The sequence below is a fragment of the Kitasatospora sp. NPDC004745 genome, assembly GCF_042873275.1.
Classification (GTDB): domain Bacteria; phylum Actinomycetota; class Actinomycetes; order Streptomycetales; family Streptomycetaceae; genus Kitasatospora.
Genome location: NZ_JBIALK010000022.1, coordinates 66,903 through 91,327, shown reverse-complemented (window position 1 = coordinate 91,327; position 24,425 = coordinate 66,903). Strand labels below are relative to the sequence as shown.

Annotated in this window: 18 protein-coding genes; 1 reads left to right on the top strand and 17 read right to left on the bottom strand. The window is 74.0% G+C overall.

All coding sequences use genetic code 11. The annotated features are described in order from the left end of the window. Positions 1 to 114: 114 nt before the first annotated feature. The 11 genes from pstA to ACFYUY_RS29385 all read right to left on the bottom strand — a co-directional run bounded on the left by pstA (position 115) and on the right by ACFYUY_RS29385 (position 16,734). Positions 115 to 1,341, bottom strand: a complete 1,227-nt coding sequence (gene pstA / locus ACFYUY_RS29435; RefSeq protein WP_360211922.1) for a phosphate ABC transporter permease PstA — start codon at positions 1,339 to 1,341, stop codon at positions 115 to 117. A 148-nt stretch (positions 1,342 to 1,489) separates the two neighbouring features. Next, positions 1,490 to 2,521 (bottom strand): phosphate ABC transporter permease subunit PstC, encoded by a 1,032-nt coding sequence (pstC, locus tag ACFYUY_RS29430; RefSeq protein ID WP_360211924.1) that lies wholly within the window; start codon positions 2,519 to 2,521, stop codon positions 1,490 to 1,492. Between the two features lie 183 nt (positions 2,522 to 2,704). Further along, complete coding sequence (locus ACFYUY_RS29425) at positions 2,705 to 5,422, bottom strand: hypothetical protein (protein ID WP_387905103.1); 2,718 nt, start codon at positions 5,420 to 5,422, stop codon at positions 2,705 to 2,707. Between the two features lie 235 nt (positions 5,423 to 5,657). Then, positions 5,658 to 6,248, bottom strand: a complete 591-nt coding sequence (locus ACFYUY_RS29420; RefSeq protein WP_387905100.1) for a hypothetical protein — start codon at positions 6,246 to 6,248, stop codon at positions 5,658 to 5,660. A gap of 90 nt (positions 6,249 to 6,338) precedes the next feature. Beyond that, positions 6,339 to 7,376 carry a PstS family phosphate ABC transporter substrate-binding protein gene (locus tag ACFYUY_RS29415; protein WP_387905097.1) on the bottom strand — a complete coding sequence of 346 codons (1,038 nt, stop codon included), beginning with the start codon at positions 7,374 to 7,376 and terminating at the stop codon, positions 6,339 to 6,341. A 325-nt stretch (positions 7,377 to 7,701) separates the two neighbouring features. Further along, on the bottom strand, positions 7,702 to 8,106 hold the full coding sequence (locus tag ACFYUY_RS29410; protein WP_360211932.1) for a hypothetical protein: 405 nt from the start codon (positions 8,104 to 8,106) through the stop codon (positions 7,702 to 7,704). Further along, positions 8,096 to 8,431: a hypothetical protein gene (locus ACFYUY_RS29405; protein WP_387905095.1), complete on the bottom strand. Its 336-nt coding sequence runs from the start codon at positions 8,429 to 8,431 to the stop codon at positions 8,096 to 8,098. Before ACFYUY_RS29405 ends, ACFYUY_RS29410 begins: the two co-directional genes overlap by 11 nt. A gap of 329 nt (positions 8,432 to 8,760) precedes the next feature. Then, positions 8,761 to 10,584 (bottom strand): GAF domain-containing protein, encoded by a 1,824-nt coding sequence (locus ACFYUY_RS29400; protein ID WP_387905093.1) that lies wholly within the window; start codon positions 10,582 to 10,584, stop codon positions 8,761 to 8,763. A gap of 52 nt (positions 10,585 to 10,636) precedes the next feature. Further along, positions 10,637 to 14,140 (bottom strand): thiol reductant ABC exporter subunit CydD, encoded by a 3,504-nt coding sequence (cydD, locus tag ACFYUY_RS29395; protein WP_387905090.1) that lies wholly within the window; start codon positions 14,138 to 14,140, stop codon positions 10,637 to 10,639. A 4-nt stretch (positions 14,141 to 14,144) separates the two neighbouring features. Beyond that, a complete protein-coding gene (gene cydB / locus ACFYUY_RS29390; protein WP_360211940.1) occupies positions 14,145 to 15,170 on the bottom strand; it encodes a cytochrome d ubiquinol oxidase subunit II in 1,026 nt (341 codons plus the stop codon). A 19-nt stretch (positions 15,171 to 15,189) separates the two neighbouring features. Beyond that, on the bottom strand, positions 15,190 to 16,734 hold the full coding sequence (locus ACFYUY_RS29385) for a cytochrome ubiquinol oxidase subunit I (protein ID WP_387905088.1): 1,545 nt from the start codon (positions 16,732 to 16,734) through the stop codon (positions 15,190 to 15,192). A 416-nt stretch (positions 16,735 to 17,150) separates the two neighbouring features. Between ACFYUY_RS29385 and ACFYUY_RS29380 the strand changes: the two genes are divergently transcribed. After that, a complete protein-coding gene (locus ACFYUY_RS29380; protein ID WP_387905086.1) occupies positions 17,151 to 17,972 on the top strand; it encodes a DUF4037 domain-containing protein in 822 nt (273 codons plus the stop codon). On the opposite strand, the gene ACFYUY_RS29375 is transcribed toward ACFYUY_RS29380, so the two are convergent. The 6 genes from ACFYUY_RS29375 to ACFYUY_RS29350 form a co-directional block, all read right to left on the bottom strand. After that, positions 17,969 to 19,330 carry an EF-hand domain-containing protein gene (locus ACFYUY_RS29375; protein ID WP_360211944.1) on the bottom strand — a complete coding sequence of 454 codons (1,362 nt, stop codon included), beginning with the start codon at positions 19,328 to 19,330 and terminating at the stop codon, positions 17,969 to 17,971. The two genes, ACFYUY_RS29380 and ACFYUY_RS29375, sit on opposite strands and share 4 nt — an antisense overlap. Next, positions 19,323 to 19,934: a Uma2 family endonuclease gene (locus ACFYUY_RS29370; RefSeq protein ID WP_387905084.1), complete on the bottom strand. Its 612-nt coding sequence runs from the start codon at positions 19,932 to 19,934 to the stop codon at positions 19,323 to 19,325. Before ACFYUY_RS29370 ends, ACFYUY_RS29375 begins: the two co-directional genes overlap by 8 nt. Positions 19,935 to 20,167: 233 nt before the next feature. Then, complete coding sequence (locus tag ACFYUY_RS29365; protein WP_387905082.1) at positions 20,168 to 21,175, bottom strand: LAETG motif-containing sortase-dependent surface protein; 1,008 nt, start codon at positions 21,173 to 21,175, stop codon at positions 20,168 to 20,170. Positions 21,176 to 21,381: 206 nt separating this feature from the next. After that, complete coding sequence (locus ACFYUY_RS29360; RefSeq protein ID WP_387905079.1) at positions 21,382 to 22,884, bottom strand: sensor histidine kinase; 1,503 nt, start codon at positions 22,882 to 22,884, stop codon at positions 21,382 to 21,384. A gap of 12 nt (positions 22,885 to 22,896) precedes the next feature. Continuing rightward, positions 22,897 to 23,724, bottom strand: a complete 828-nt coding sequence (locus ACFYUY_RS29355; protein WP_387905076.1) for a response regulator transcription factor — start codon at positions 23,722 to 23,724, stop codon at positions 22,897 to 22,899. Positions 23,725 to 23,912: 188 nt separating this feature from the next. Beyond that, positions 23,913 to 24,386: a carboxymuconolactone decarboxylase family protein gene (locus tag ACFYUY_RS29350; protein WP_360211954.1), complete on the bottom strand. Its 474-nt coding sequence runs from the start codon at positions 24,384 to 24,386 to the stop codon at positions 23,913 to 23,915. Positions 24,387 to 24,425 lie beyond the last annotated feature (39 nt).

Below are 24,425 nucleotides of genomic sequence, written 5' to 3'. Positions count from 1 at the left end.
GGGGCGCCGGCGCTGGGCCGGCCCGGTGGGTCTCCGGCAGGTCGCCGGCCCGGTGGGTCGCCGGCAGGTCGCCGGCCCGGTGGGTCGCCGGCAGGTCGTCGGCCCGGCCGGACATCAGCGCCTCCTCGGCCGGAGCCCGTACGGGGTGGCGACGGCGTGCGCGGCGGCCGCCTCCAGGCGGCGGGCCTCGCGGGCGATCCGGCGCTTCTGGGCGCGGGTCAGCTGCCCGGGCCGGCGGCCGCCGAGCACCCGTGCGGTGACGAAGAGGATCAGCACGACGCCCATCAGGGTCAGTCCGGCGGCGAAGCCGCGCGCGATCATGCCGTCGTAGGGCTGCTTGACGTAGTTCCAGATGTACAGCGGCAGCGAGACCTGGTGCTCCTCGAACGGGTTGCCGTTGAACTGCGAGGTGAAGCCGGAGGTGAGCAGGACCGGCGAGGTCTCGCCGACGCCGCGCGCCATGCCGAGCACCACGGCCGTCACCAGGCCGGGCCGGGCGGTCGGCAGCACCACGTTCCACACCGTCCGCCACTGGCTGCCGCCCAGCGCGTACGAGGCCTCGCGCAGGGTGCCCGGCACCAGCCTGATGACCACCTCGGCGGCCCGGGTGACGATCGGCATCATCATCACGGTGAGCGCCAGCGAGGCCGCGAAGCCGCTCTTCTCGAAGCCGAAGGTGATGATGACGACGCCGAGGATGAAGAGTCCGGCCACGATGGACGGCAGTGCGGTCATCGCCTCGACCAGGGTGCGCACCGGGCGGGCCATCCGGCCGCCGACCTCGGACATGAAGACCGCCGCGGCGATCCCCAGCGGAACGGCGAACAGCGTCGCCAGGCCCAGCTGTTCGAGCGATCCGACGACGGCGTTGAGGGCGCCGCCCGAGGTGATCGGGTTGAGCGGCCCGGTGTGCTCCATCGACTCGGTGAAGAAGTTGAGGTGCTGGGCGGCCTCGTAGCCGCGGCTCGCCACGTAGCCGATCTGGTCGACGATCAGGGCGACCACGAGCGCGCCGGAGCTCCAGGCGACCACGCCGACCAGGCGGTCCCGGACCATCATCCGGTTCCACTGCAGCCGGCCGAGGCCGTAGTAGCCGAGCAGGAAGAGCAGGTACCAGCAGACCAGGAAGCCGAAGGCGCCGCTGAACGGCAGGATCCGCTCGTACAGCATCCAGACCAGGCCGAGCGAGCCGGTCAGCGCGCCGGCCACGGTGAGGACGTCGTCGCGGGTGACGCCGCCGAGCCGGACCCGCTTCTCGGGCCGGGGCGGGGCGGGCGCCGCGGGCGCCGGGTCGCCGGCGGGCCCGGGCGCCGCGACCGGCGGCAGGTCGAGCGTGGTCATCGGGTGGTCCCTTCACGGTGGGTCTCGCGGTGGGTCGCGCGGGCTGCCCGCCGGTGCGGGTGGCGGTCCTGGTGACGGTCCCGGCGGTGGCCCGGTCGACGGCTCGGGTGGCGGCTCGGGTGGCGGTCCTGGTGACGGTTCGTCATGGTCAGTCCGCCGTCGCCGAGCCGGAGCGGGACCGGTTGATCACGAAGCCGGCCGCCACGTTCACCAGCAGGGTGAGCGCGAACAGCACTAGCCCGGCCGCCATCAGCGCGGAGAGGGAGAGCCGGTCCGACTCACCGAACCGCAGCGCGATCAGCGCGGAGATCGAGTTGGCGCCGTTCTCCAGCACGTGGGTGATGGCCTTGAAGTTCGGCGAGATGATCAGCGCGACGGCGATCGTCTCGCCCATCGCCCGGCCGAAGCCCAGCATCACCGCGCCGATCACCCCGCCGCGGCCGAACGGCAGCACCACGGTGCGGACCATCCCCCAGCGGGTGGAGCCCAGCGCGTAGGCGCCCTCCCGCTCGCCCTGCGGCGCCTGCGAGAAGACCTCCCGGCTGAGCGAGGTGATGATCGGGATGATCATCAGGGCGACCACCACGCCGGCGATGAAGGTGGACGAGGTGTACGAGGTCCCGATGTCACCGGTGCGCACCTTGAGGAAGGGGACGGTGTCGCCGAGGTGGTTGGCCAGCCAGCGGACGAACCCGATGATCCTCGGCTGCAGGAAGAACAGGCCCCACAGGCCGTAGACGATGCTGGGGATCGCCGCCATCAGGTCGACCAGCGAGATCAGCGCGGCCCGCAGCCGCACCGGCGCGTACTCGGCGATGAAGACGGCCGTGCCGAGCGCCACCGGGACGGCGATGACCAGCGCGATCACCGCGATCAGCAGGCCGTTGGGCAGGACGGCGGCGATGCCGAAGTTGTGGGCGGCGGTCTGCCACTTCTGCTCGGTCAGGAAGGACCAGCCGACGACCCGCAGGGCGTCGGTGCCGCGCAGCACCAGGAAGAAGGCGATCAGCCCCATGATCGCGAAGACCGAGAGGCCGGCCAGCCGCAGCACCCCGCGGAAGACCCGGTCGCCGGGGGTCGCGGGGGAGGTGATGGCGCGCGGGACGTCGGGGTCGGGGCGGCCGTCGCGGCGCGACGGTGCTCCGTCGTGCGGTGCCGCGGGCTCGGCGGCGGCTGTCATGGTCTGCTCTCCGTGCTCGGGAACGGGGTGCTCGGGAACGGGGTGCTCGGGGAACGCGCTCGGGGAACGCGCTCGGGGAACGGCGCGCTCGGAAACGGCGGATCCGACGAACGGCGTGCGCGGCGGGCCGCGGGCTCGGCGGGGCCGGGACGGCGGCCCCGCCGAGCACCGCGCGCCGCGGTCTCAGCCCCTGCGGCGCAGTCGCGCCCACTGGGCCCGCACACCGGCCAGGGCCTTGGCCCCCGCCGGGGTGCCGCCGAGGAACAGCGCGGCCGGTCCGCCGACCAGCAGCACCAGGCCGGCGATCAGGGCGACGGGCAGCAGCAGCCGGGCGGTGCCGGGCCGGTCGGGCGCGGGGGCGCCGGCCGCGACCGGGGCGGCGGCCAGCGGGCCGCCGGTGGCCGCGGGGGTGGCGCCCGGGGTGGCCTTGGCCGCCACCGGGGCGGAGGTGGCCGCGCCGCCGGCCGTCGCGGCGCTCCCGGTGCCACCGGAACCGAGGCTGCTGCCGGTGCCCGTGGAGCCGGTCGTGGAACCGATCGTCGAGCCGGTGGTGGAGCCGGTGGTGGAGCCGCTGCCGCCGGTGGCGTCCCCGGTGCCGGTCGCTCCGCCGCTCCCCGTGGCACCGGTGGCGCCGCCGTCGCCGGACTGGCCGGTGCCGCCGGTCGCCGCGGTGCCGCCCGCGGTGGTACCGCCCGTCGAGCCGGCGCCGGTGGCGGTCCCGCCGCCGTCGGGAGCGGTGGTCGGGGGCTTCGGCTCGGTGGTGGGCGCGGGCGGCGTCTGGTTGCCGGGGTAGCTGCCGTCCTGGGCCGAGACGTGCTTCACCGCGTCCTGGGCCTGGGCGAGCTGGGCCTGCGTCAGTCCGAGGAAGCCCGGTGCGAGCCGGCCGGGCTCGACGCCGTAGAGCTGGCCCCAGCCCGGGTCGGTGACCTTGCCGAGGAAGGTGGCCACGGCGGCGCTCTTCTCGGCGGACAGGCCCGCGGTGGGGACCATCGCGTACTGCACGGCGGTCAGCGGGTAGGCCCGCTGGTCCCGCGCGAAGTCGCTGCCGGCCTGCCCGTAGGGGAGGGTCTGGGTCCCGGTGAGGGCGTCGACCGGCATGTCCGCCACGGCGGCGGCGAAGCCGGACCGGTCGGGCTGGACGAAGCCGCCGGCCGGGTTCCTCAGCGCGGCCTCCGGCAGGCTGTAGGCCTGGGCCTGGCCGGCGTCCATGATGGCGAACAGCCGTCGGCTGCCCTGGGGTTGCGCCGGGCGCTTCTGGTAGTTGCCGTTGAGGATGTTGGAGGAGAGCGCCGTCATCCGGTTCTGCAGGATGGTCCGGGAGACGTCGACCAGACCGCCGAGGGTCGGGTTCCACTCCAGCTGCTTCCAGATGCCCGCGGCGTCCTTGCCGCCGGGGACGCCGGAGTTGTCCTGCCGCTGGAGCGCCTCGACCGGGTAGCCGGTGAACGCGGGCCGCAGGTAGAAGGTGTCGACGTGCATGCCCCACTGGTCGGGCGCGCCCTGCAGGAACTGGGCGGCGTCCGGGTCGGCGGCGATCCAGGAGGTCAGCTGGTAGGTGAGGTCGGTGGTGCCGCCGACCACGGTCGGGGTCAGCTCCTCCGGCGAACTGCAGTTCGGCCAGTGCAGGTTGGCGCTCTCGGGGTTGAGCGCGCGGAACTCCGGGTCGGCGAAGAGGCAGTTGGGGTTGCCCTCCACGGAGGGGATCACCGGGCCCAGCGCGGCGTACGACTGGGTGAGCATCTTGGCGAGCAGCCGAGCGTTCAGCTTCATGTCCCGGATCTGGCGGCCGGTGGTCGGGTCGTCGACCACGTACACCACGGAGATGCCGGTGCTGGCCAGCGGGGCGTAGACGTACGGGCGGGGCGCCGGCGAGCGGTCGGGCCGGGCGACCAGGGCGAGGTCGGTGCCGGTGCCGGCCAGGAAGTCGGCGCGGGCCTGCGGCTCGCCGGTGGCGATGATGTACTGCAGCGACATCGGGGAGCTGCCCAGGCAGAGCCCGGTCCGCCACTGCTGCATGGTCCGGTTGGCCATCTCCAGGCCGGCGGTGCTGAAGGACGCCTGCTGGACCTTGCAGTCGGCGGGCGCCGGGGCGAAGTCCAGCGGGACCACCACGTGGTTGCGCCAGGCGCACTGCTCGTTGGCGTTGTTCCCGGTGACCCAGTTCTCCACGCCCTGCATGACGCTGTCGGTCGCCGCGTAGAAGAAGAAGCCGTCGTCGTCGATCGCGTGGTTGTCGCAGTTCGGGACGCCGTTCTGCTCCTGGTGGAGGTCGAGCGGGTCGCCGCCGTAGTTGGGCTCGACGACGATCGAGCACTTGTGCTGCGCGTCGCAGCCCAGCGTGGGGGCCTGCTGGCCGGTGAGGATCTCGATCGAGGCGGCGCCGGAGCCGTCCGGGCCGGTCGGGGCGATCACCGCGTTGGACGGGAAGTCGGGGGCGTTGCCCGCCGCCGGGAACTTCTGCTCGAAGCCCTTGTCCCGGTCACCGCCGTACAGGGTGCTGCCGTAGCAGTCGGTGATCGCCGGGTCCTCGCCGCGGCACTGGTAGATCCGGACGGGGTACATCGCCTTGTCCGAGTAGGGCTGGACGACCGTCACGGGCTCGCCGCCGGGCCGGCCGACCGTGGGGGTGAAGCCGCTCCAGGAGACCTGCACCACCTGGTTGGTCAGGTTGCCGGTCTGCGAGACCGTCACGCTGCCCTCGGGGCCGTAGCTGCCGCTGGCCGGCTGCCACACCTTGGGCCCCGTGACCGTGGTGGAGCCCGCCGCGTGCGCCTGCGGGGCGGTGCCCAGGCCGAGCGGGACCACCGCGATCGCCGCCACGACCGCCCAGACGAGGGTCAGCGCCGACAGGCGCCGGCTCCACCTCCCCCGGTGTCCGGGGTCGGGTTCGCGGATTCTCATGGCGGGCACCTCCGGGGGTTGCGGCCGCCGCGGCGGCACGAGGGTCGGTCGCGCTGTGATCGATGGCTCCGGTGCGTACCATTCGGCCAGCCGGACATGGCCGGATCGGGTCGACCGGGTGTACGAGACCACAACGCGACGACTCCGCACCGGAGTTGGGAACTCCGAATGCGGACGGGCCCGCGCCGAGGCGCGGACCCGTCGACCTGCGGCGAAGCCGCCCCGAAACTGCCGGTCAGCTTCCCTGGGTGAAGGTCAGCGCGAGCGAGCCGACCGACTGGCCCTCGGTGAAGAAGCTCGTCCCGAGCTTGGCGTCGAGGTACTGCGCACCGGCCGCGTCCACCTGGAGGCTGGAGGCCGAGAGGTTCTGGGTGGTGCCGGTCCGGCCGATCACGTTGTCGCCCGCCGGGTCCAGCAGCGCGACGGACGTGGTGCCGCCGACCGGGACGGCGTTGATCTGCCAGGTGTCGACGTGGAAGTCCAGCTGCTTGAACGTCACGCTCTTGCCGTTGGCGAGGTTGACGAAGAGCAGGCCGCCACCGAGGTTCACGTCCCCGTAGAACTGCGGGATGTTCGCGGCGCCGCCGGTCACCGGGAAGGTGGTGGTGAGGCCGGTGGTGCTGTCGTAGGCCGGCGCCGCCGGCTGCAGCGGGACGACCAGGATGCCCTTGAGGGCGGCCTGGGCCAGGAAGGTGGCGTCGTTGGTGATCACCGCGCTGCCGGTGGACGGCGTGGCCGCGTCGGCGGCGGCCGCACCGCTCAGGCCGGTCACGGTGAGGACGACGGCGGCGCCGGCTGCGGCCAGGCGTGCGCGCGATCTTGCCATGCGGAGCTCCTTGGGAGAGGTGGTGTGGCTGTCGGTGCGGCCGGCGGCCACGGGCGCGGGGCCCGTGGCCGCCGGGTGGAGCGGGACGGCTCAGGAGTGGGTGGCGCTACCGCAGGCGAAGGACGGCAGCGGCAGGAAGCCGTAGCTCTTGATGTCCGCGGAGCCGCTCTTGCAGATCCAGCCGGTCGGGCCGAAGATCGCGCGCAGGGCGGTGCCGTGGGTGTCGGTGGCGATCCACTCGGCGTGGCGCACGACGTTGTAGACCACGCGGCCGTACGCGGTGGCGGCGTAGCTGGAGCTGATGACCTTGTTCACGGTGTCGACCGGGGCGATGCCGTTCACGCTGCGGATGGTCAGCGGGCCCTGGACGTCGGAGCCGCTGCCCTTGCCGAAGTACACCTGGCCGATGTAGTGGGCGACGGAGTAGGGCACCAGGATGTCGGCGTCGTTGAGGACCGGGTCGGAGCCCTGGTTCTCCTGGACACCGGTGGTGACGCAGGCGCCCGGGGTGACGGCGGTGCCGCCGCCGATGGCCTGCAGGAAGAAGGAGCGGGTGCCGGAGCTGGCCTGCGGCAGCTGGGGCTTGATGGTGGCGGAGGAGAGCGACGGGTCGATCTGGTTCCACTTGGTGACGGCGCAGGTGTAGATGTCCTTCAGGTTGGCCGTCGTCAGGTTGGCCGGCGCGTGGCCGCCGGTGCCCAGGGCCGCCCAGGAGACCGCGTCCTTCGCGTAGGCGATGAAGTCGTCGGTGGTCGGGTCGGTGGCCGCCGGGCCGCGCGAGGAGCGGGCGAAGTCGACCGTGGCGCTGGTGTTGGTGTTCAGCGCGGTGATGCCGGCGCCGGAGCCGTTCGGGCGGGCGATGGAGGTGGCGCCCGTCTTGGTGGTGATCGGCGAGGTGCCGGTGGCGTCCCAGCTGTAGAGCCGCGGCGCGGTGGTGCCGGCCACCGTCGCGTTGTAGTCGGTGGAGAACTGGTTCAGCAGCGCCTGGGTGGTGTCCGAGCCGACGCCGACGATGTCCTGCGCGGCCGGCAGCGAGGCCGGGTCGGCCAGGGCGGTGCCGCTGGCGACGGTGGCCAGGGAGGTCGCGAGGGCGGCGACGGTGAGCAGCTTGGCAGCGGTCTTACGCATGTTTCTCTTCCTCCGGTGGGAGAGACGTCCATCGCGTGACCCGGACTCCGGTGGGAGTGCGGGGCCGGTGGCCGCGTCCGCGGCGGCCGCTCCGGCAGTGCCGATCCTGTCCGGCGGGCAGGTTCCGCCGGAAGGGTGGTCGAGGGCGGGTCGGGAATGTCGACTCATCGCTTCGACGAGGTTTAGCCACTGGTCAGGAGGCTCGCGGTGGACCGGTGACGGGTGCCCCGGCGGCCGGTGACGTTCTTCTCCAGGTGGCGACTCGGGGTGTTGCCGGATACCTGCGCTTTACCCGGACTGCACGTGCGGACCGGCCGGGCACGGCCTACAGCGGCCAGCGGGCGTCCCGCCCGGCGCGCCGCGACTCCTGCCCGAGCCACTGGAGTCCGGCCAGGAAGCCCTCCACGCCGGCCTGGCACTGGTCGCGCCGGAGGTACCCGCGCGCGCTGCGGGCGACCGGAGCGGGTTCGACGGCGGCCCGCCGGGTGCTGCGCACCGGCAGGTGGGCGGACCACGCCCACTGGCGGCCCTCGGACTGGACGACCGAGCACCGCAGTGCAGCCCGTTCGATGAGCAGTTCCCGTACCGCCTCGGCGAGTTCCTCCTCGCTGCGGTAGGTGCGCACGCCGACGCCGAGCGGCCGGCCGTTGGCGGCGCGCAGCGCCCAGCCGAGGCAGCGGTCGGGTGCGGGGACGATCAGCAGCCGCGGACCGCGCCGCTCAGCGGCCATCGGGGCGTCTCAACGGCACCGTCTTCGAAGGGAGTTCGCGGGGCGGTAGCTCGCGCGCGGGTTGTTTGGCGAGCAGCACGACGAAGCGCCGGAAGGCGTTCTGACAGGTCGCGTACCGCTCGTACGCGCGGCTGGAGCGCACCTCCGGGAGGGTGCGCGAACCGGGGATGACCCAGATCCAGCCGATGCCGTCCCGGACGTGGGTGATCCGCGCGGTGAGCTCGGCGGCGCCCGCCCGCAGCCCGTCGAAGCCGCGTTCGGCCTCGCCGGGCGTGTCGAACGTGGCCGGGGTGATCGCCACCACCCGCCCGTTCGGCGCCTTCAACTGCCAGCGGTACCGACCGTCCGGGGCTCGCTCGGCCCTGAACCCGCCTCGATGTGCCCCTGCTGCGGTGTGACCGCGGCCCGACGCGTCCACTGCTCCCCCCGTCCGGTTTCCCCTCCGAGACGGGAGCAAAGCTATGTGTGCACACAGACCCACGGAAAGCCCAAAACGTTCACAACTTGCGCTGTTGGTCGGGAAGTTCTCCCTCGTTTAACTTTCACCCGCCGGCGGGGTGAGGGTGGTGCGCCCGGGCCGGGAGGGGCCCCGGAGCACCCCCGGAGCGACCCGCAAGCGGAACCGGAACCGACCGCTCCAGGGTGCGGAACCGGTCAGAACCGGGCCGTCCAGCGGACCCTGGTGCCCCTCCCGTGCGGCCCGGCCTCGTGCCAGGCGTCCCCGCCGAGCGCCTCGGCCCGCCGGGTCAGGTTGCGCAGGCCGCTGCGCCGGCCGCCCTCCGGGATGCCGACGCCGTCGTCGGTCACGGTGAGCAGCACCCCCGGCCGGCCGGCCCGCTCCAGCGACTCCGGATCGCCGCTGACCGGCCGGCCGGTGTCGCCCAGGTGCACGGTCGCGTCGATCTCCACCCCGACCCGGGAGGCCCGCGCGTGCCGGGCCGTGTTGGAGAGCATCTCCCGGAGCGCAGCCAGGAGTTGACGGCCGGTCCGCTCGCCCACCAGGCTCTCCACCGGCCCGACGAAGCTCACCGAGGGCTTGAACCCGAGCGCCGCCGCGGCCTGGCTGGCCTCCCGGAGCACCCGGGTGCGCAGGGTGTCCGGGGCGTCCCCGTGGTTGTCGTGCTGGAGCGCGTAGATGGTTGTGCGGACCTCCTGGATGGTGGCGTCCAGCTCGTCCACCGCGTTGCCGATGCCGACCTTCACCTCCGGGACGACGGACCTGCGGGCCGCGCTCTCCAGCATCATCCCGGTCGCGAACAGCCGTTGGATCACCAGGTCGTGCAGGTCCCGGGCGATCCGGTCGCGGTCCTGGAAGACGGCCAGGCGCTGCTGGTCGCGCTGGCCCTCCGCGAGCCGCAGGGCCAGCGCGGCCTGCGAGGCGAAGGTCTCGGCGAGCTGCTTCTCGGCGTCGGTGAACGGCAGCGCACCGCGCGGACGCCAGACGCAGAGCCCGCCGAGCACCCGGCCCGCGGCGACCATCGGGACGGCCATGGACGGGCCGAACCCGCGGGCGACCCGGATCACCACCGTCGGATCGCTGGACATGTCGTCCAGGTAGACGCTCTCCCCGGCGAGCAGCCGGGCCGCGAGGCCGCCCTCGGGCAGCAGCTCGCCGCGGACGAACTCGGCGGCCTCGCCGGAGGCGTGGGCGACCCGCATCTGACCGTCGCCCGGCCGGCCGTCGCCGCCCTCCACCGGGCCGGTCGGCAGCAGGATCATGCCGAGCGCGGCGTCCGCCAGCTCCCGCACCTGTTCGGCGGCGACGGTCAGCGCGGTCTCGGCCTGGTCGGTGGAGAGCAGCGCGGTGGTGACGGCGGCGGCGCCGGCGATCCACCGCTCCCGCCGCCGGCCCTCCTCGTACAGCCGCGAGTTCTCGATCGCCACGCCGGCCGCGGCGGCGAGGGCGTGGACCACCTGCTCGTCCTCGGGGGTGAAGGCGCCGCCGCCCAGCTTCTCGGTGAGGTAGAGGTTGCCGAACACCTCGTCGCGGATCCGGATCGGCTCGCCGAGGAAGGTCTTCATCTCCGGGTGGTGCGGCGGGAAGCCGGAGGAGCGCGGGTCGGCGCCGAGGTCGGTGAGGCGCAGCGGTTCGGGGCGGTCGATGAGCGCGCCGAGGATGCCGCGGCCGGCCGGGAGTTCGCCGATGGCGGCGGCGGTGGCGTCGTCGACGCCGACGTGGATGAAGTCGGCCAGGCCGGTGCCGCCGGGGGCGATCACGCCGAGCGCCGCGTAGCGGGCGTCGACGAGCTCGGCGGCGCCGGTGGCGATCCGGTGCAGGGTGGCGTGCAGGTCGAGCCCCGCCCCGATCGAGACCACCGCCTCCAGCAGCCGCTGCATCCGGTCGGTCACCGCGGCGGCCGACTGGAGGCGTTCCGCGACCTCGGTGACCAGCGTGTCCAGGCCGAGCGAGGCGATCTCGGGCACCCGGTGGGGGGTCGGCTCGGGGGCGGCCGCGGGGAGGTCTGGCGTGGGGTCCATGAAGAAGAGCCTAGTTTGTACGGTTTTCAGCCGAAGGACGGCACGACGGCGGTCAGGACCCCACCGGCTCCAGCAGCCCGTCCGCCTCCCGCTCCCGCCGCCACATCGCGTGCAGCCGCCCGTCCCGGTCCGCGAGCAGCTCCGACCAGCGGCCCCGCTCGGCGACCCGGCCGCCGTCCAGCACCAGCACCTCGTCCACCGTGGTGTCGTCCAGCCCGGCCAGCCGGTGGGTGATCAGCACGGTGCTGCGCCCCGCGGTGGCGGCCAGCAGGTCGGCGGTGAGCGCGTCGGCGGTGGGCAGGTCGAGGTGCTCGGCGGGCTCGTCCAGGACGAGCACCGGGAAGTCCGCCAGCAGGGCCCGGGCCAGGGCCAGCCGCTGCCGCTGGCCGCCGGAGAGCCGGGCGCCGTGCTCGCCGACCATGGTGTCCAGGCCCTGCGGCAGGCGCTCCGTCCAGTCCAGCAGGCGGGCGGCGGCGAGCGCGGCGCGCAGCTCGTCCTCGCCGGCGCCCGGGCGGGCGAGACGCAGGTTCTCCCGCAGCGAGCTGTCGAAGACGTGGGCGTCCTGCGCGCAGAGCCCGATCACCCGGCGGACGTCCTCACCGGCGAGCGCGCGGCCGTCCACCGCCTCCGGGCGGCCTGCGGCGAAGGTGACGGCGCCCTCGCCCGGCTCCAGGAACCGCAGCAGCGCCTGGGCCAGGCTGGTCTTGCCGGAGCCGGAGGGGCCGACCACGGCGATCCGGCGCCCGGGGGACAGGTCGAGGTCCACCCCGGCGAGCGCGTCCGCCGCCTGCCCGGGGTGCCGGACGGTCAGCCCGCGCACCGCGACCGGCAGCGGGTGCTCCGGCAGCGCGACGGGCTCGGCCGGCTCGGCCACCGCGGCCTCGGCCTGCAGCACCTCGTCGAGCCGGGCCCGCGCGGCCCGGCTGCGCTGACGGGCCTGGACGGCCTGCGGCATCCCGGTGACCGCCTCGAAGGCGGCCAGCGGGGTGAGCACCACGACGGCCAGGCAGACCGGCGCCAGCGCGCCCGCGCGCACCCCCTGGACGCCGACCGCGGCCGCGGCGGCCACCGTCAGCCCGGTGAGCAGTGCGATCAGCCCGGTGCCGAGCGCCGTGGTGGCGGCGGAGCGGGCGGCCAGCCGGGTGAGCGCGGCGTCGGCGGCCCGGACGGCGGCGAGCCGGCCGGGCAGCGCGCCGGCGACGGTGAGTTCGGCGGTGCCCGTGAGGGCGTCGACGACGGCGGTGGCGAGCCGGCCGCGGGCCGGGGCCTGCCGCCGTTCGGCGCCGGCCGACCACCGGGCGGCGAGGGCCGGCACCAGCACGCCCGCGAGCAGCAGGCCGAGCCCGAGCACCGCCCCGGCGGCGGGCAGGAACGCGCCCATCGCCACCACCGCGGCCAGCGAGACCGTGCCGGCCACCGCGGCCGGCAGCCGCCAGCGCAGGTAGTGGTCCTGGACGGCGTCGACGTCGGCGACCAGCCGGGAGAGCAGGTCGCCGCGCCGGAAGGCGGGCAGCCCGGCCGGGGCGAGCACGGTCAGCCGCCGGTAGACGGCGGCCCGCAGGGTGCCGAGGGTGCGCAGCACGGCGTCGTGCGAGACGAGCCGCTCGGCGTAGCGGAAGACGCTGCGGCCGATCCCGAAGGCCCGTACGGAGGTGACGGCCATCATCAGGTAGAGCACCGGCGGCATCTGGGAGGCCCGGGAGATCAGGTAGCCGGAGGTGGCCATCAGGGCCACGGCGCAGCCGAGGGCGAGCGCGCCGAGCAGGACGGCGAGCGCCAGCCGGGGGGTGGCGGCCGCCGGGGCCGCGGGCTCCTCGTCCGGGGCCGGGGCGTCGGTCGGCCGACCGCTGTGCGCGAGCGGGGCGGGCGCCGGGGCGGGTTCCCCGGCGGCGGGCGGCCCGGCGACGGGGCCCGCCAGCCGGACCCGCTCGTCCGCGACGGCCAGCAGGGCCGGCCGGTGCGCGACCACCAGCACGGTGCGGCGCCGGTCCTCGGCGAGCCCCCGCACGGCGTCCACGACGGCGGCCTCGGAGGCGCCGTCCAGGTTGGCGGTGGGCTCGTCCAGGAGGACCAGGGGGCGGTCGTCGGCGAGCAGCACCCGGGCGAGCGCGAGCCGCTGCCGCTGTCCGGCGGAGAGCCCGGCGCCGTCCTCGCCGAGGGGCGCGTCCAGGCGGGTGACGAAGTCGAGCGCGTGCGCGGCCCGCAGGGCCTGCCAGAGCTGCTCGTCGTCGGCGTCCGGGCGGTGGAGCCTGAGGTTCTCGGCGACGGTGCCGGCGAACAGGTGCGGGTGCTGCGGCACCCAGGCGATCTGCCGCCGCCAGCCGTCCGGGTCCAGCTCGGCGAGGTCGTGGTCGCGCCCGTCGGCGGCGGTGATCCGCACGGTGCCGGCGTCCGGCGCGGTGAGGCCGAGCAGGACGGCGACCAGGGTGGACTTGCCGGCCCCGCTCGGCCCGGTGAGGGCGGTGGTGGTGCCCGGGCGCAGGGTGAGGGCGGCGCCGTCCAGCGCGGGCTCGGTCCGGCCGGGGTGGCGGACGACCAGGCCGCGGGCGGTGATCACGGCACCGGTGAGGTCGGGCGCGGGCCGCGTGCCGGCCGCGGGCGGCGGGGTCTCCAGCACCCGGAAGATCTCGTCGGCGGCCGTCAGCCCCTCGACGCTGGAGTGGTAGAGCGCGCCGACCTGGCGGATCGGGAAGTAGACCTCGGGGGCGAGGACCAGGATCATCAGCCCGGTCTCCAGGTCGAGCGTGCCGTCGACCAGCCGGAAGCCGACGGTGACCGCGACCAGGGCGACCGAGAGGGTGGCGAGCAGCTCCAGCGCGAAGGAGGAGACGAAGGCGATCCGCAGGGTGCGCAGGGTGGCCCGGCGGTAGTCGGCGGTGATCCGGGCGATGGTGGCGGCCTGGGTGCGGGCCCGGTTGAACACCTTGAGGGTGGGCAGCCCGGCCACCACGTCGAGGAAGTGGTGCGAGAGCCGGGCCAGGGTGTCCCACTGCCGGTCCATCCGGGCCTGGGTGGCCATCCCGATCAGCACCATGAACAGCGGGATCAGCGGCAGCGTCGCGGCGATGATCGCGGCCGAGGCCGGGTCGGCGCCGACGATCCGCAGCAGCACGATCACCGGGACGACCACGGCGAGCGCCAGTTGCGGCAGGTAGCGGGAGAAGTAGTCGTCCAGCGCGTCGACGCCGCGGGTGGCGAGGGTGGTGAGCTCGCCGGTGCGCCGGCCCGCCAGGTAGGCCGGGCCGAGCGCGGTGGCGTGGTCGAGCAGCCGGCGCCGCAGGGTGGACTTCACCCGGGCGACGGACCGGTGCGCGGTGAGCTCGGTGAGCCAGCCGACCAGCCCGCGCCCGACGGCCGTCAGCACGAGCAGCAGCAGCGGCGCGGTCAGCTCGCCGGTGGTCGCGCCGCGCTGGAAGCCGCGGACGACGATCTCGGCGATCAGACCGGCCTGCGCGACCACCAGGGCCGCGCCCGCCGCGCCGAGCAGGACCGATCCGGCGAGGAAGGCCCGGGTGGTGCGGGCCTGGGCGAGCAGTCGGGGGTCGACCGGCTTCACGGCGTCACACCTGTTCGGGCGCGGCGGCCGGGGCGTGCCCGGGGATGTGCTGGACGCCGATGCGCTTGCGGAACACCCAGTACGTCCAGCCCTGGTAGAGCAGCACGAGCGGGGTGAACACCGCGGCCACCACGGTCATCAGCTTCAGCGTGTACGGCGAGGAGGCCGCGTTGCCCACGGTCAGGCTCCACCCGTCGTTCAGGGTCGACGGCATGACGTTCGGGAAGAGCGCCAGGAAGAGCATCCCGACGGCGGCCACGATGGTCGCCCCGGAGAGGACGAACGCCCAGCCCTCGCGGCCCAGCCGGGTGGCCACCAGGGCGCCGACCAGCGCCAGCACGGCCGCCACCAGGGCCACCAGGCTGCGGCCGTTGCCGCTGTCGCCCTGCGTCCAGACCAGGAAGACCAGCGCCAGCACCGCGGCGGCCAGGCCGGTCCGCAGCGCGGCCGCCCTGGCCCGCTCGCGGATCCCGCCGACGGTCTTCAGCGCCGCGAACACCGCACCGTGGAAGGTGAACAGGCTGAGCGTGACCAGGCCGCCGAGGATCGCGTACGGGTTGAGCAGGTCCCAGAAGGTGCCGACGTAGTTCTTCTGCGCGTCGATGTCGACGCCGCGCACGATGTTGGCGAAGGCCACGCCCCACAGGAAGGCCGGGATCAGCGACGTCCAGAAGATCGCCTCCTCCCAGTTCCGCTGCCAGCGGGCGCCCTCGCGCTTGGCCCGGTACTCGAAGGCCACGCCGCGCACGATCAGGCAGACCAGGATGACCAGCAGCGGGACGTAGAAGCCGCTGAACAGCGTCGCGTACCAGTCCGGGAACGCCGCGAAGGTGGCCCCGCCGGCGGTCAGCAGCCAGACCTCGTTGCCGTCCCAGACCGGGCCGATGGTGTTGATCAGCACCCGCCGTTCGGCGGTGTCGCGGGCGAGCGGCTTGGTGAGGATGCCGATCCCGAAGTCGAAGCCCTCCAGGAAGAAGTAGCCGATCCACAGGACGGCGATCAGTACGAACCAGACGTCGTGGAGTTGCATGTCAGATCCCCTGTGGTCCTCAGTAGGCGAAGGCGAGAGGCTTGTCGGCCTCGTCGTCCGCGGACGGGCCGCGCAGCGACGGGTCCTTCGCGGGCGGCTGCTCGGTCACCACCGGCCCGGCCTTGGCGTACTTGACCAGCAGCCGGACCTCGACGACGGCGAGGATCGCGTAGAGCACGGTGAAGGTGGTGAGGGCGCCGATCTGGGTGCCGACCCCGACGTTGGGGGAGACCGCGTTCGCGGTGGTCATCAGGCCGAAGACGGCCCAGGGCTGACGGCCCATCTCGGTGAAGATCCAGCCGAAGCTGTTGGCGATCAGCGGGAACCCCATGGTCAGGATGCCGATCCGCCAGCTCCACCTGGTGAGGAACGGCCCCAGCTCCCGCCCGGGGGTGAGCATCAGCCGCGGGACCTCGGTGTCGCCGGTGCGGAACTCCGGCCGCAGGAACAGCCTGCGGCGGGTGGTCCAGAGCCCGATCACGCCGGCCACGAAGGAGGTCATCCCGAAGCCGATCATGAGGCGGAAGCCCCAGTAGGTGACGAAGATGCTCGGGATGTAGTCCTTGGGGTCGCCCCCGTACCTGGCGGCCTCGGCGGCCGCGGTGTCGTTGATGCCGGGGACGGAGGAGTTGAAGTCGCTGTGGGCGAGGAAGGACAGTATCCCGGGGACCTCCAGCTCGACCGAGTTGTGGCCCTTGCTCACGTCGCCGACCGCGAAGATCGAGAACGGCGCCGGCGACTGGGTGTCCCAGAGCGCCTCGGCGGCGGCCATCTTCATCGGCTGCTGCTCGAACATCACCTTGGCGAGCGAGTCGCCGCTGAGCGCGGTGCCGGCGCCGAAGACCACGGCGAGCACCAGGCCGAGCCGCAGCGAGGTGCGCATCACGGCGGTCCTCTTCGGGTCGGCGCCCTCGGGCCGGCGCTTGGCCCGCCAGAGGTGGAAGGAGGCGATGCCGACCACGAAGGCGGCCCCGGTGAGGAAGGCGGCGGTCAGGGTGTGCGCCACCACGGTCAGGGTGGTGTTCTGGAACAGGACCTTGGTGATGTCGGTGAGCTGCGCCTTGCCGGTGGCCGGGTCGATCGTGTAGCCGACGGGGTGCTGCATCCAGGAGTTGGCCGCGAGGATGAAGTAGGCGGAGAGCACGGTGCCCAGCGCGACCATCCAGATGCAGGCGCAGTGCAGCTTCTTCGGCAGCTTGTCCCAGCCGAAGATCCACAGGCCGATGAAGGTGGACTCGAAGAAGAAGGCGATCAGCGCCTCCATCGCGAGCGGGGCGCCGAAGACGTCTCCCACGAACCTGGAGTAGTCGGACCAGTTCATGCCGAACTGGAACTCCTGCACGATGCCGGTGACCACGCCCATCGCGATGTTGATCAGGAAGAGCTTCCCCCAGAACTTCGTGGCGTGGAAGTACTTCTCCTTGTCCGTCCGCACCCAGGCCGTCTCCAGGCCGGCCACGATGGCGGCCAGGCTGATGGTGAGCGGGACGAAGAGGAAGTGGTAGACGGTGGTGATGCCGAATTGCCATCGCGCGATGGTCTCGTGAGCGATTGCCAGTTCCACGTCGCCCTCTCTCCAACCTGCCCCGCGGGGCGCGTTTCGGACAAACTTCATCTATAGCTGCAGACCGGTATCCGGCCACGCAAGCTTGCCCGCTTGTGAACGTGAACACGTTCACAAGGAGCAGTATCCATCATGCTTACGGATGAATCGCAGGCGGGGTGGGGTTCGGACCGGCGATACCGTGCGTGGTGGAGCGTGGCGGTGCGCACAGTCTGCGGACACGCCCGCGGCGGCGACAACGAACGCCCGGGCAGATGCCGGCGCGGTCTTGGCCGATCCGGCGCTTGACAGCGCGGTGCCCGCGCCGGACCGGACGGCGCGGGCGAGAGCACCCTCGCACGCGCGTCCATGCCACGACCGTACGACGGACGGAAAATCCCGGCGAACGGGTTTCCCGCCGTGCCAGACTCGGCCCGATGCTGACGACGATCACCGACACCGCCGAACGGCTCGCCCGCATCCCCGGCGTGGTCGGCGTGACGCTCGGCGGCAGCCGGGCCCGCGGCGCGCACCGGCCCGACTCCGACTGGGACCTCGGCGTCTACTACCGGGGCACCCCCGACCTCGCCGCCCTGCGCACCCTCGCCGGTCCGGACGTCGAGGTGGCCGGGCCCGGCGAGTGGGGGCCCTGGGTGAACGGCGGCGCCTGGCTCACCGTGGACGGCACCGCCGTCGACTGGATCCTGCGCGACCTCGACCGGGTCGAACGGGTCTGGGCCGACTGCCGCGAGGGCCGCTACGAGGTCGGCGTCCAGGCCGGACACCCCCTCGGTTTCTGGTCCCCCTGCTACGCCGGGGAGCTCGCCCTCGGGCAGGTGCTCGCCGACCCGCGCGGCGAACTCACCGCCCTGCGGGCCGCGATGGCGCACTACCCCGAGGCGCTGCGCACCGCGCTCGTCGGAGCCGCCTGGGAGGCCGGGTTCCTCGTCGCGTCCGCCGGGAAGGGCGCGGCCCGCGGGGACGTCCTGCACGTCTCGCTCTGCCTCTCCCGCGCCGTCGGCGTCCTGGTCCAGGCGCTGCACGCGCACGACCGGCGCTGGTGCCTGAACGAGAAGGGCGCCCTCGCCGCCACCCCGCCCTGGTTCCGCGACCGCGCCGCGGCCCTGCTCGCCGCCCCCGGCGCCGACCCGGCGGCGCTGGCCGCCACCCTCACGGCGGCCGGCGCCCTGGCCGCCGACACCGCGGCGGCGCTCCGGGAGGACGCCCTCCCGGACCGGGGTCCGCTCGACACGCCCTAAGGGCGGCCCAGGAGTTGGGTGCCCGGGGTGGAGTCGGCGCGGGCCGTGAAGAACTCGGTGAAGCCGTGCAGGAACTCCTCCCGGGTGATCCGGCCGTCCCCGTCCGCGTCCAGCTGACGGAAGCCGTGCGACAGCTCGGCCGGATGCACGCGCGGACCGCCGAACACCACCCGGTACTCGTCCGCCTCCAGGAAGCCGCTGCCGTCGGTGTCCGCGGCGGCGAACACCGCCCGCAGCGCGGGCAGCAGCCCCTGCTCCAGGTAGGCCGGGTCCCGGTCGCAGCCCGCGACGGTGGCCGCCACGAACTCCTCCCGGCTGACCCTGCCGTCGCCGTTCGCGTCCATCGCCGAGCGCAGCTGCTCCCACCAGCCGTCGAAGGCCCGGTACACCCGGGCCTCACCCTCGTCGTCCAACTCCAGCTGCCAGCAGACGTTGTGCGCCATCGCCCGCAGGTCGTGCACGGTGATGAAACCGTCCCCGGTCTGGTCCAGCACCTCGCGGAAGAACCGGTCCAGCCGCGGCCCGCGGGCGTCCTGCCGGGGTGGGCGCCACCGCGGCGGCACCCGCTGCTCGTCCGGGGAGCGGAAGCGCAGCCCGTCCGGCAGCAGCGGGACGACGGCGCCGGCGCCCCGGTGCAACAGCCAGGAGAGCAGCGCCGCCCGGCGGGTCCGGACCAGCCCGAACCGCTCCCGCACCACCGGCGGCAGGTCGGCCACCGTCAGTGCGGTGACCGCCCGGGCCACCACCCCGCGCACCGCTCGCCACCCGGCGTCCCCGAGGAACCGGAGCCGGCGCGGCCGCGGCGCCCCGCGCAGGATGTCGTTCAGGAGGTAGCGGGTCGCCTCGTTGAACTCCAGCTCGCGGGCCACCCGGGCGAAGTAGCCGGGCAGCTCCGCGGCCGTCCCCGGCAGCTCGCCCTCCGGGAGGCCGAAGGCCGCCACCGCGTCGGTGAACTCCGCGTACACCAGCTCCAGTTGCCCGGCGTCGTACGGGTCCCCGCCGAGGCGGCGCATGGCGACCACGCACTCGAAGAGCGTCAGCAGCACCCACGCCCTGGTCGCCGCGTCCCCGGCGTCGTACGGGCGCCCGTCCGGCGCCGTCCCGCGGATCCGCTTGTGCGCCCGGTCCAGCCGCGCGACCTCCCGCCGCAGCGCATCGGCGTCCTGGTAGAACAGCCGCCGCCCGCTGCCCAGGGTGTGCTCCACCCGCCGCCAGGGGTGCGCCTGGTACGTGGAGTGCTCGGCCATGCCGGCCCCCACCACCGGATGCGCCGCCTGCAGCACCAGCAGCCGCCAGGCCACCAGGGCGATCCGCCATTCGGAGAGGTCCCGCCGGAAGGACGCCCCGCGCTCAGCCACGACGCTCCCCCGTGATCTCCGGACCGATCACGAAGCCCTTGGCCGGCCCCTCCGGGACCACGGCCTCCTGCCCGTACGGGACCCGGCTGGAGGAGGCGTAGGCCCGCCCCTCGGGATCGGGCCCGGTGAGGACGGTCACCGCACCGCCGTCGTCGTAGTCGTCGACGATCACGTACACCGGGATGCCGGCGGCGGCATAGGCGTGGCGCTTGAGGACGTGGTCGCGCCGGCGGTTCTCGGCGCCCGGAGAGACCGTCTCGACGACGAGGGCGACACCGGAGGCGAGGAGACCCTTGCCCTCCGGGTGGTCGATCTCCTCGATGTCCCGCCGGGCGACGAACACGTCGGGAATGAGCACCTTGAGCCCGTCGATGACGTTGCAGTCGTTCCCGGGCCTCCAGTCACCGCCGCGCAGGTGGACGAACAGGTCCTCCAGGAGCCGGTTGTCGACGTCGAAAACGCGGCTGCTGCCGGTGGGTGACACCGTGATCGTCCCCTCGATGATCTCCGCACGGAAGCCGTCGGGCAGATCCATGGAGTTCCATACCTGCCACAGCTGCTGGTCCAGGTTCACGACGGTCCTCTCGGCAACGAGCGCGCTCATGGGGACACCTCTCTCTCCCGTCCGGTCCGATCAGCTCGTACGGGCCCGCACAAGCAACGGCTGCACGGTCGCACACGACCGAGGGGCCGGGCGGGTGAACGGCGGGGGTTCACCCGATCGGGGCGTTTCGGGGCCGCAGACGCGGAACCGCAGGGCAGGCGGGAGGGCCTGCCCTGCGGTTCGGGGTGCCGTCGGTCCGCGTCCTCCTCCCGAGCGGGCGCGGACCGGGTGGATCAGGAGGAGCGGGCCGGCCGGCGGCGGGAGACGTACAGGGCGGCGGCGCCGAGTCCGAGGGTGAGGCCGGAGCCCAGGGCCAGGTACGGGGTGGCCGGGGTGGCACCCGTCTCCGCCAGCTCGGCGGTCGAGCCGGTGGCGGCCGTCCCGGTGGTGGCGGTCGACGCCGTGGGCACGGTGGTCGAGGTGGTCGAGGCGGTGGTCGACCGGTTCGAGGTGGTCGAGGTGTTCGTGGCGGTCGACGTGTTCGCGGCGGTCGAGGCGGTCGTCGCGGTGGTGCCGCCGCCGGTGGTCGCCGCCGCGGCGACGGTGTCCGAGGCCGGAGTGACGGCGGCGGGCTGCTGGGCCGGCTGCTCGACGGGCTTCTCCACGGGCTGGTCCACCGGCTTCTCGACCGGCTTCTCCGCCGGCTTCTCGGCAGCCGCACGCGCGTCGGCGAGCGCCTTGTCCGCGGCGGCCTCGGCGGCGGCCGCGGCCTTGGTGGCCGCCTGCGCGGTACCGATCTTCCGGAACGCCTCGACCTTGGCGTCGTCCAGGGCCGTGCCGGCAGCGGTCACCGCGGCCTTGGCCTCGGTGTCCGCGCGGATGGCGGCGTTGGCGGCGTCCATCGCCTTCAGCAGGCGCTCCCTGGCCGCGGGCCGCTCCTCCTCGGTCGACGCCCCGTAGGCGGTCATGGCCTCGTGGACCGCCTTGTCGGTGGCCTCCTTGGCCGCGGCGGCCGTCTTCGCGGTCTCCTTGGCCTGCTGGAACGTGCCCAGGTAGGGCTGCGGGTCCGCCAGGAAGGCCTGGGCCTTGGCCTGCGCGTCGGCCTCGGCGGCGACGGCGGCCCGGTGGGCCGCGGCCGCGTCGGCGGCGGCCTGCTCCAGTTCGGCGATCGTGCCGGCGTCGGCGCGGGTCTGCGCCGCGGCGGCCGGCGCGGCGAAGGCGGGCGCCGCGGACAGCACGGCTGCGGGCGAGATCACGGCGGCGACGAGCGCGGCCGAGACCAGTGTGCGGCGGATGGTCACGAGGACCCCTTTCGGGTCGGCGAGGGGGCGGAATCCGTGGCCCGGGCGATGATCGACAACCCGGCGCCGCTGATCATAGGCACACGGAATCTCCGCCCTCCATGCCGATTTCCGGCAATGAAAAGGGCTTTCCGACTGCTTGCTCGACAGGGGAATTGACGAGTCGACAATTCCGCCGGGCCGGACGGAAAGGCCTCAGGAGGCGCTCAGGAGACCCGGTCCCGGATGGTCGGCAGTTCGACCCGGAAGGTGGCGCCCGCGCCCGGGGTCGTGTCCAGGCTGAGGGTGCCGCCGTGCGCGCGGGTGAGCGCGGTGGCGATGGCGAGGCCGAGGCCGGCGCCGCCGCCGTCGTGCCTGCTGCGCGAGGCGTCGACGCGGTAGAAGCGGTCGAAGACCTGCTGCGCCTGCTCCTCGGTGAGCCCCGGCCCGGCGTCGGCGACCTCCAGCAGGCAGACGCCGCCCGTTCCGCCGACGCCGATCCGGACCGGGGTGCCGGGCGGGGTGTGCTTGACGGCGTTGCCGACCAGGTTGGTGACCACCTGGCGGAGCCGGGCCTCGTCCCCGAGGACGGGCGCCGCACCGGGGGAGCCCGCGCCGGACGGGCCGGTGAGCGCGACCGGGCGGGTCGGGTCGAGGGCGGTGAGGTCGTGCAGGGCGTCCGCGGCGAGGGTGCGCAGGTCCATCGGGGCGAGGTCGAGCGGCCGTTCCTCGTCGACCCGGGCGAGCACCAGCAGGTCCTCGACCAGCGCGCCCATCCGGACGGCCTCGCTCTCGATCCTGGACATCGTCCGCCGGACGTCCGACTCGGTGGGCAGCGCGCCCATCCGGTACAGCTCGGTGAAGCCCCGGATGCCGGCCAGCGGGGTGCGCAGTTCGTGCGAGGCGTCGGCGACGAACCGCCGCATCCGGGCCTCGGACTCGGCGCGGGCGGCGAAGGCGGCCTCGATCTGGGTGAGCATGCCGTTGAGCGCGATGGACAGCCGCCCGACCTCGGTGCCGGGCGAGAGCTCCGGCATCCGGTGGGAGAGCTCCCCGGCGGCGATCCGCTCGGCCCCCGCCTCGATCCGCCGCAGCGGCCGCAGTCCGGCCCGGACGGCGAACAGGCCGAGCGCGGCGATCAGCACCAGGACGGCGCCGCCGATCGCCAGGAAGGAGGTGCGCAGCTTACCGATGGTGGCGTCGATGTCCTCGCGCGAGACGGCGACCATCACGTAGGTGGGGGTGACCGCGGGCGAGGCGTACGCGCTGGGGCCGGTGCTGCTGCGCGGGCCCTGGAGCGGCAGGACGAGCACCCGCCAGCTGCGGTGGCCGCGCTGGTCGGGCAGGTCGAAGGGGGCGTCCGGCGCGGTCCGGGTGGGGTCGAGCCCGGCGAGCTGGGGTGCCGGGTCGCTGTCGGAGACGGGCTGGCGCATCACGGCCTGCACCTTGCCGTCCGAGGAGAGGAACTGGACGAGGTACTGGCTGGGCAGCATGCTGCGCCGGCCGGAGGCGGGCCGGGCGGGATCCCCGGTACCGGGCCGGGCCGGGGTCCGGTGCGACAGCGGCTGTCCGAACCGCTGAAGCTGCTGGTCGAGTTGTTCGACCAGCTGCATCCGGACGGTGCCGAGCACGACGGTGTCGCTGACCGCGAGACCGGTGGTGACCAGCCCGAGCGCGAGCACGAGCAGCCGGGCGCGCAGGGACAGCCGGGAGGAGAAGCGGGCGAACACCGGTCGGTCCGCTCAGCCCTGCGGGGGGCGACGCAGCGCGTAGCCGATGCCGCGCACGGTGTGGATCAGCTTGGGGCCGTGCGCCGGGCCGGAGTCGAGCTTGCGGCGCAGGTAGGAGATGTAGGACTCGACGATCGAGAGGTCGCCGCCGAAGTCGTAGGCCCACACGTGGTCGAGGATCTGCGCCTTGGAGACGACCCGGCCGACGTTGGCCATCAGGTAGTGCAGCAGCTTGAACTCGGTCGGCGAGAGCGCGACGGGCGTGCCGCCGCGGGTGACCTCGTGGGCGACCGGGTCGAGGCTGAGGTCGGCGACGATCAGCCGGCCGTCCTCGGCCGGTCCGCCGGAGCGCCGCAGGATGGCGCGGATCCGGGCGATCAGCTCCTCCAGGCTGAACGGCTTCGTCACGTAGTCGTCGGCGCCCGCGGCGAGGCCCTGGACCTTGTCGCCGACGCCGTCCTTGGCGGTGAGGAAGAGCACCGGGAGGTGGTCGCCGGGGTGGCCGTGGACCGGGCCGGCTATCTGGCCGCGGCTGGTGCGCTCGCGCAGCTTCTCGACGACGGTGAAGCCGTCGAGGTCGGGGAGCATCACGTCGAGGACGACGAGGTCGGGGCGTTCGACGGCGATCAGGTCGAGGGCTTCGGTGCCGCTGGCGGCGGAGGCGACCCGGAACCCGGAGAACCGCAGCGAGGCGGCGAGCAGCTCGCGGATGTTGGGTTCGTCGTCGACGACGAGCAGGAAGGCCTCGCCCGGGCCGCCGGCCACCGCGGAGCCGCCTGGTGTGGTGACAGTGCCTTGCACGGGGGTTTCGCCTCCCGGTCGGACGATGGCGTTCAGCATGAGGCTAGCCCGAGGAGGCTATGCGGCATCGATGAATGTTGGATTAACACCTTATCGGTCGGTTTTTGGACGGGAAACCCCTCAAGGGCAGCTTTGATGGTGTGCGCACGGGACGGGGGCTCCGGAAACGCCTCCCACGGCGTTCCCGGAACCCCCGGTCCCGGTCCGGCCCGTCCGGCCGGGCGTGCTCAGGCGAACTGGCCGGGCCGGTAGCTGCCTGCCGGCATCCGCAGGGCCACGTTGCCGCGGTTGAAGGCGTTGATCACCGCGAGGACGCCGACCAGGGCCGCCAGCTGCTCCTCGTCGTAGTGCTCGGCGGCGTTCGCCCACGCCTCGTCGGTGACCCCGGCGGTGCCGTCCGCGAGGCGGGTGCCCTGTTCGGCGATCTCCAGCGCCGCGCGCTCGGCCTCGGTGAAGACGGTCGCCTCGCGCCAGGCCGCGACCAGGTTCAGCCGGGTCGCCTCCTCGCCCGCGTGCACGGCGTCCTTGAAGTGCATGTCGACGCAGAATCCGCAGCCGTTGATCTGGCTGGCGCGCAGCTTCACCAGCTCCTGGGTGGCGAGCGGCAGGGTCGACTCCGCGAGCACGGCGTTCGCGGCGATGAGGTGCTTGTAGACCTTGCCCAGCAGCGGGCTGGCGAAGGGGTTCAGTCGGGCTTCCACGATGTGCTCCCTGGTGTCGTCGTGCGCTGTCGACCACTT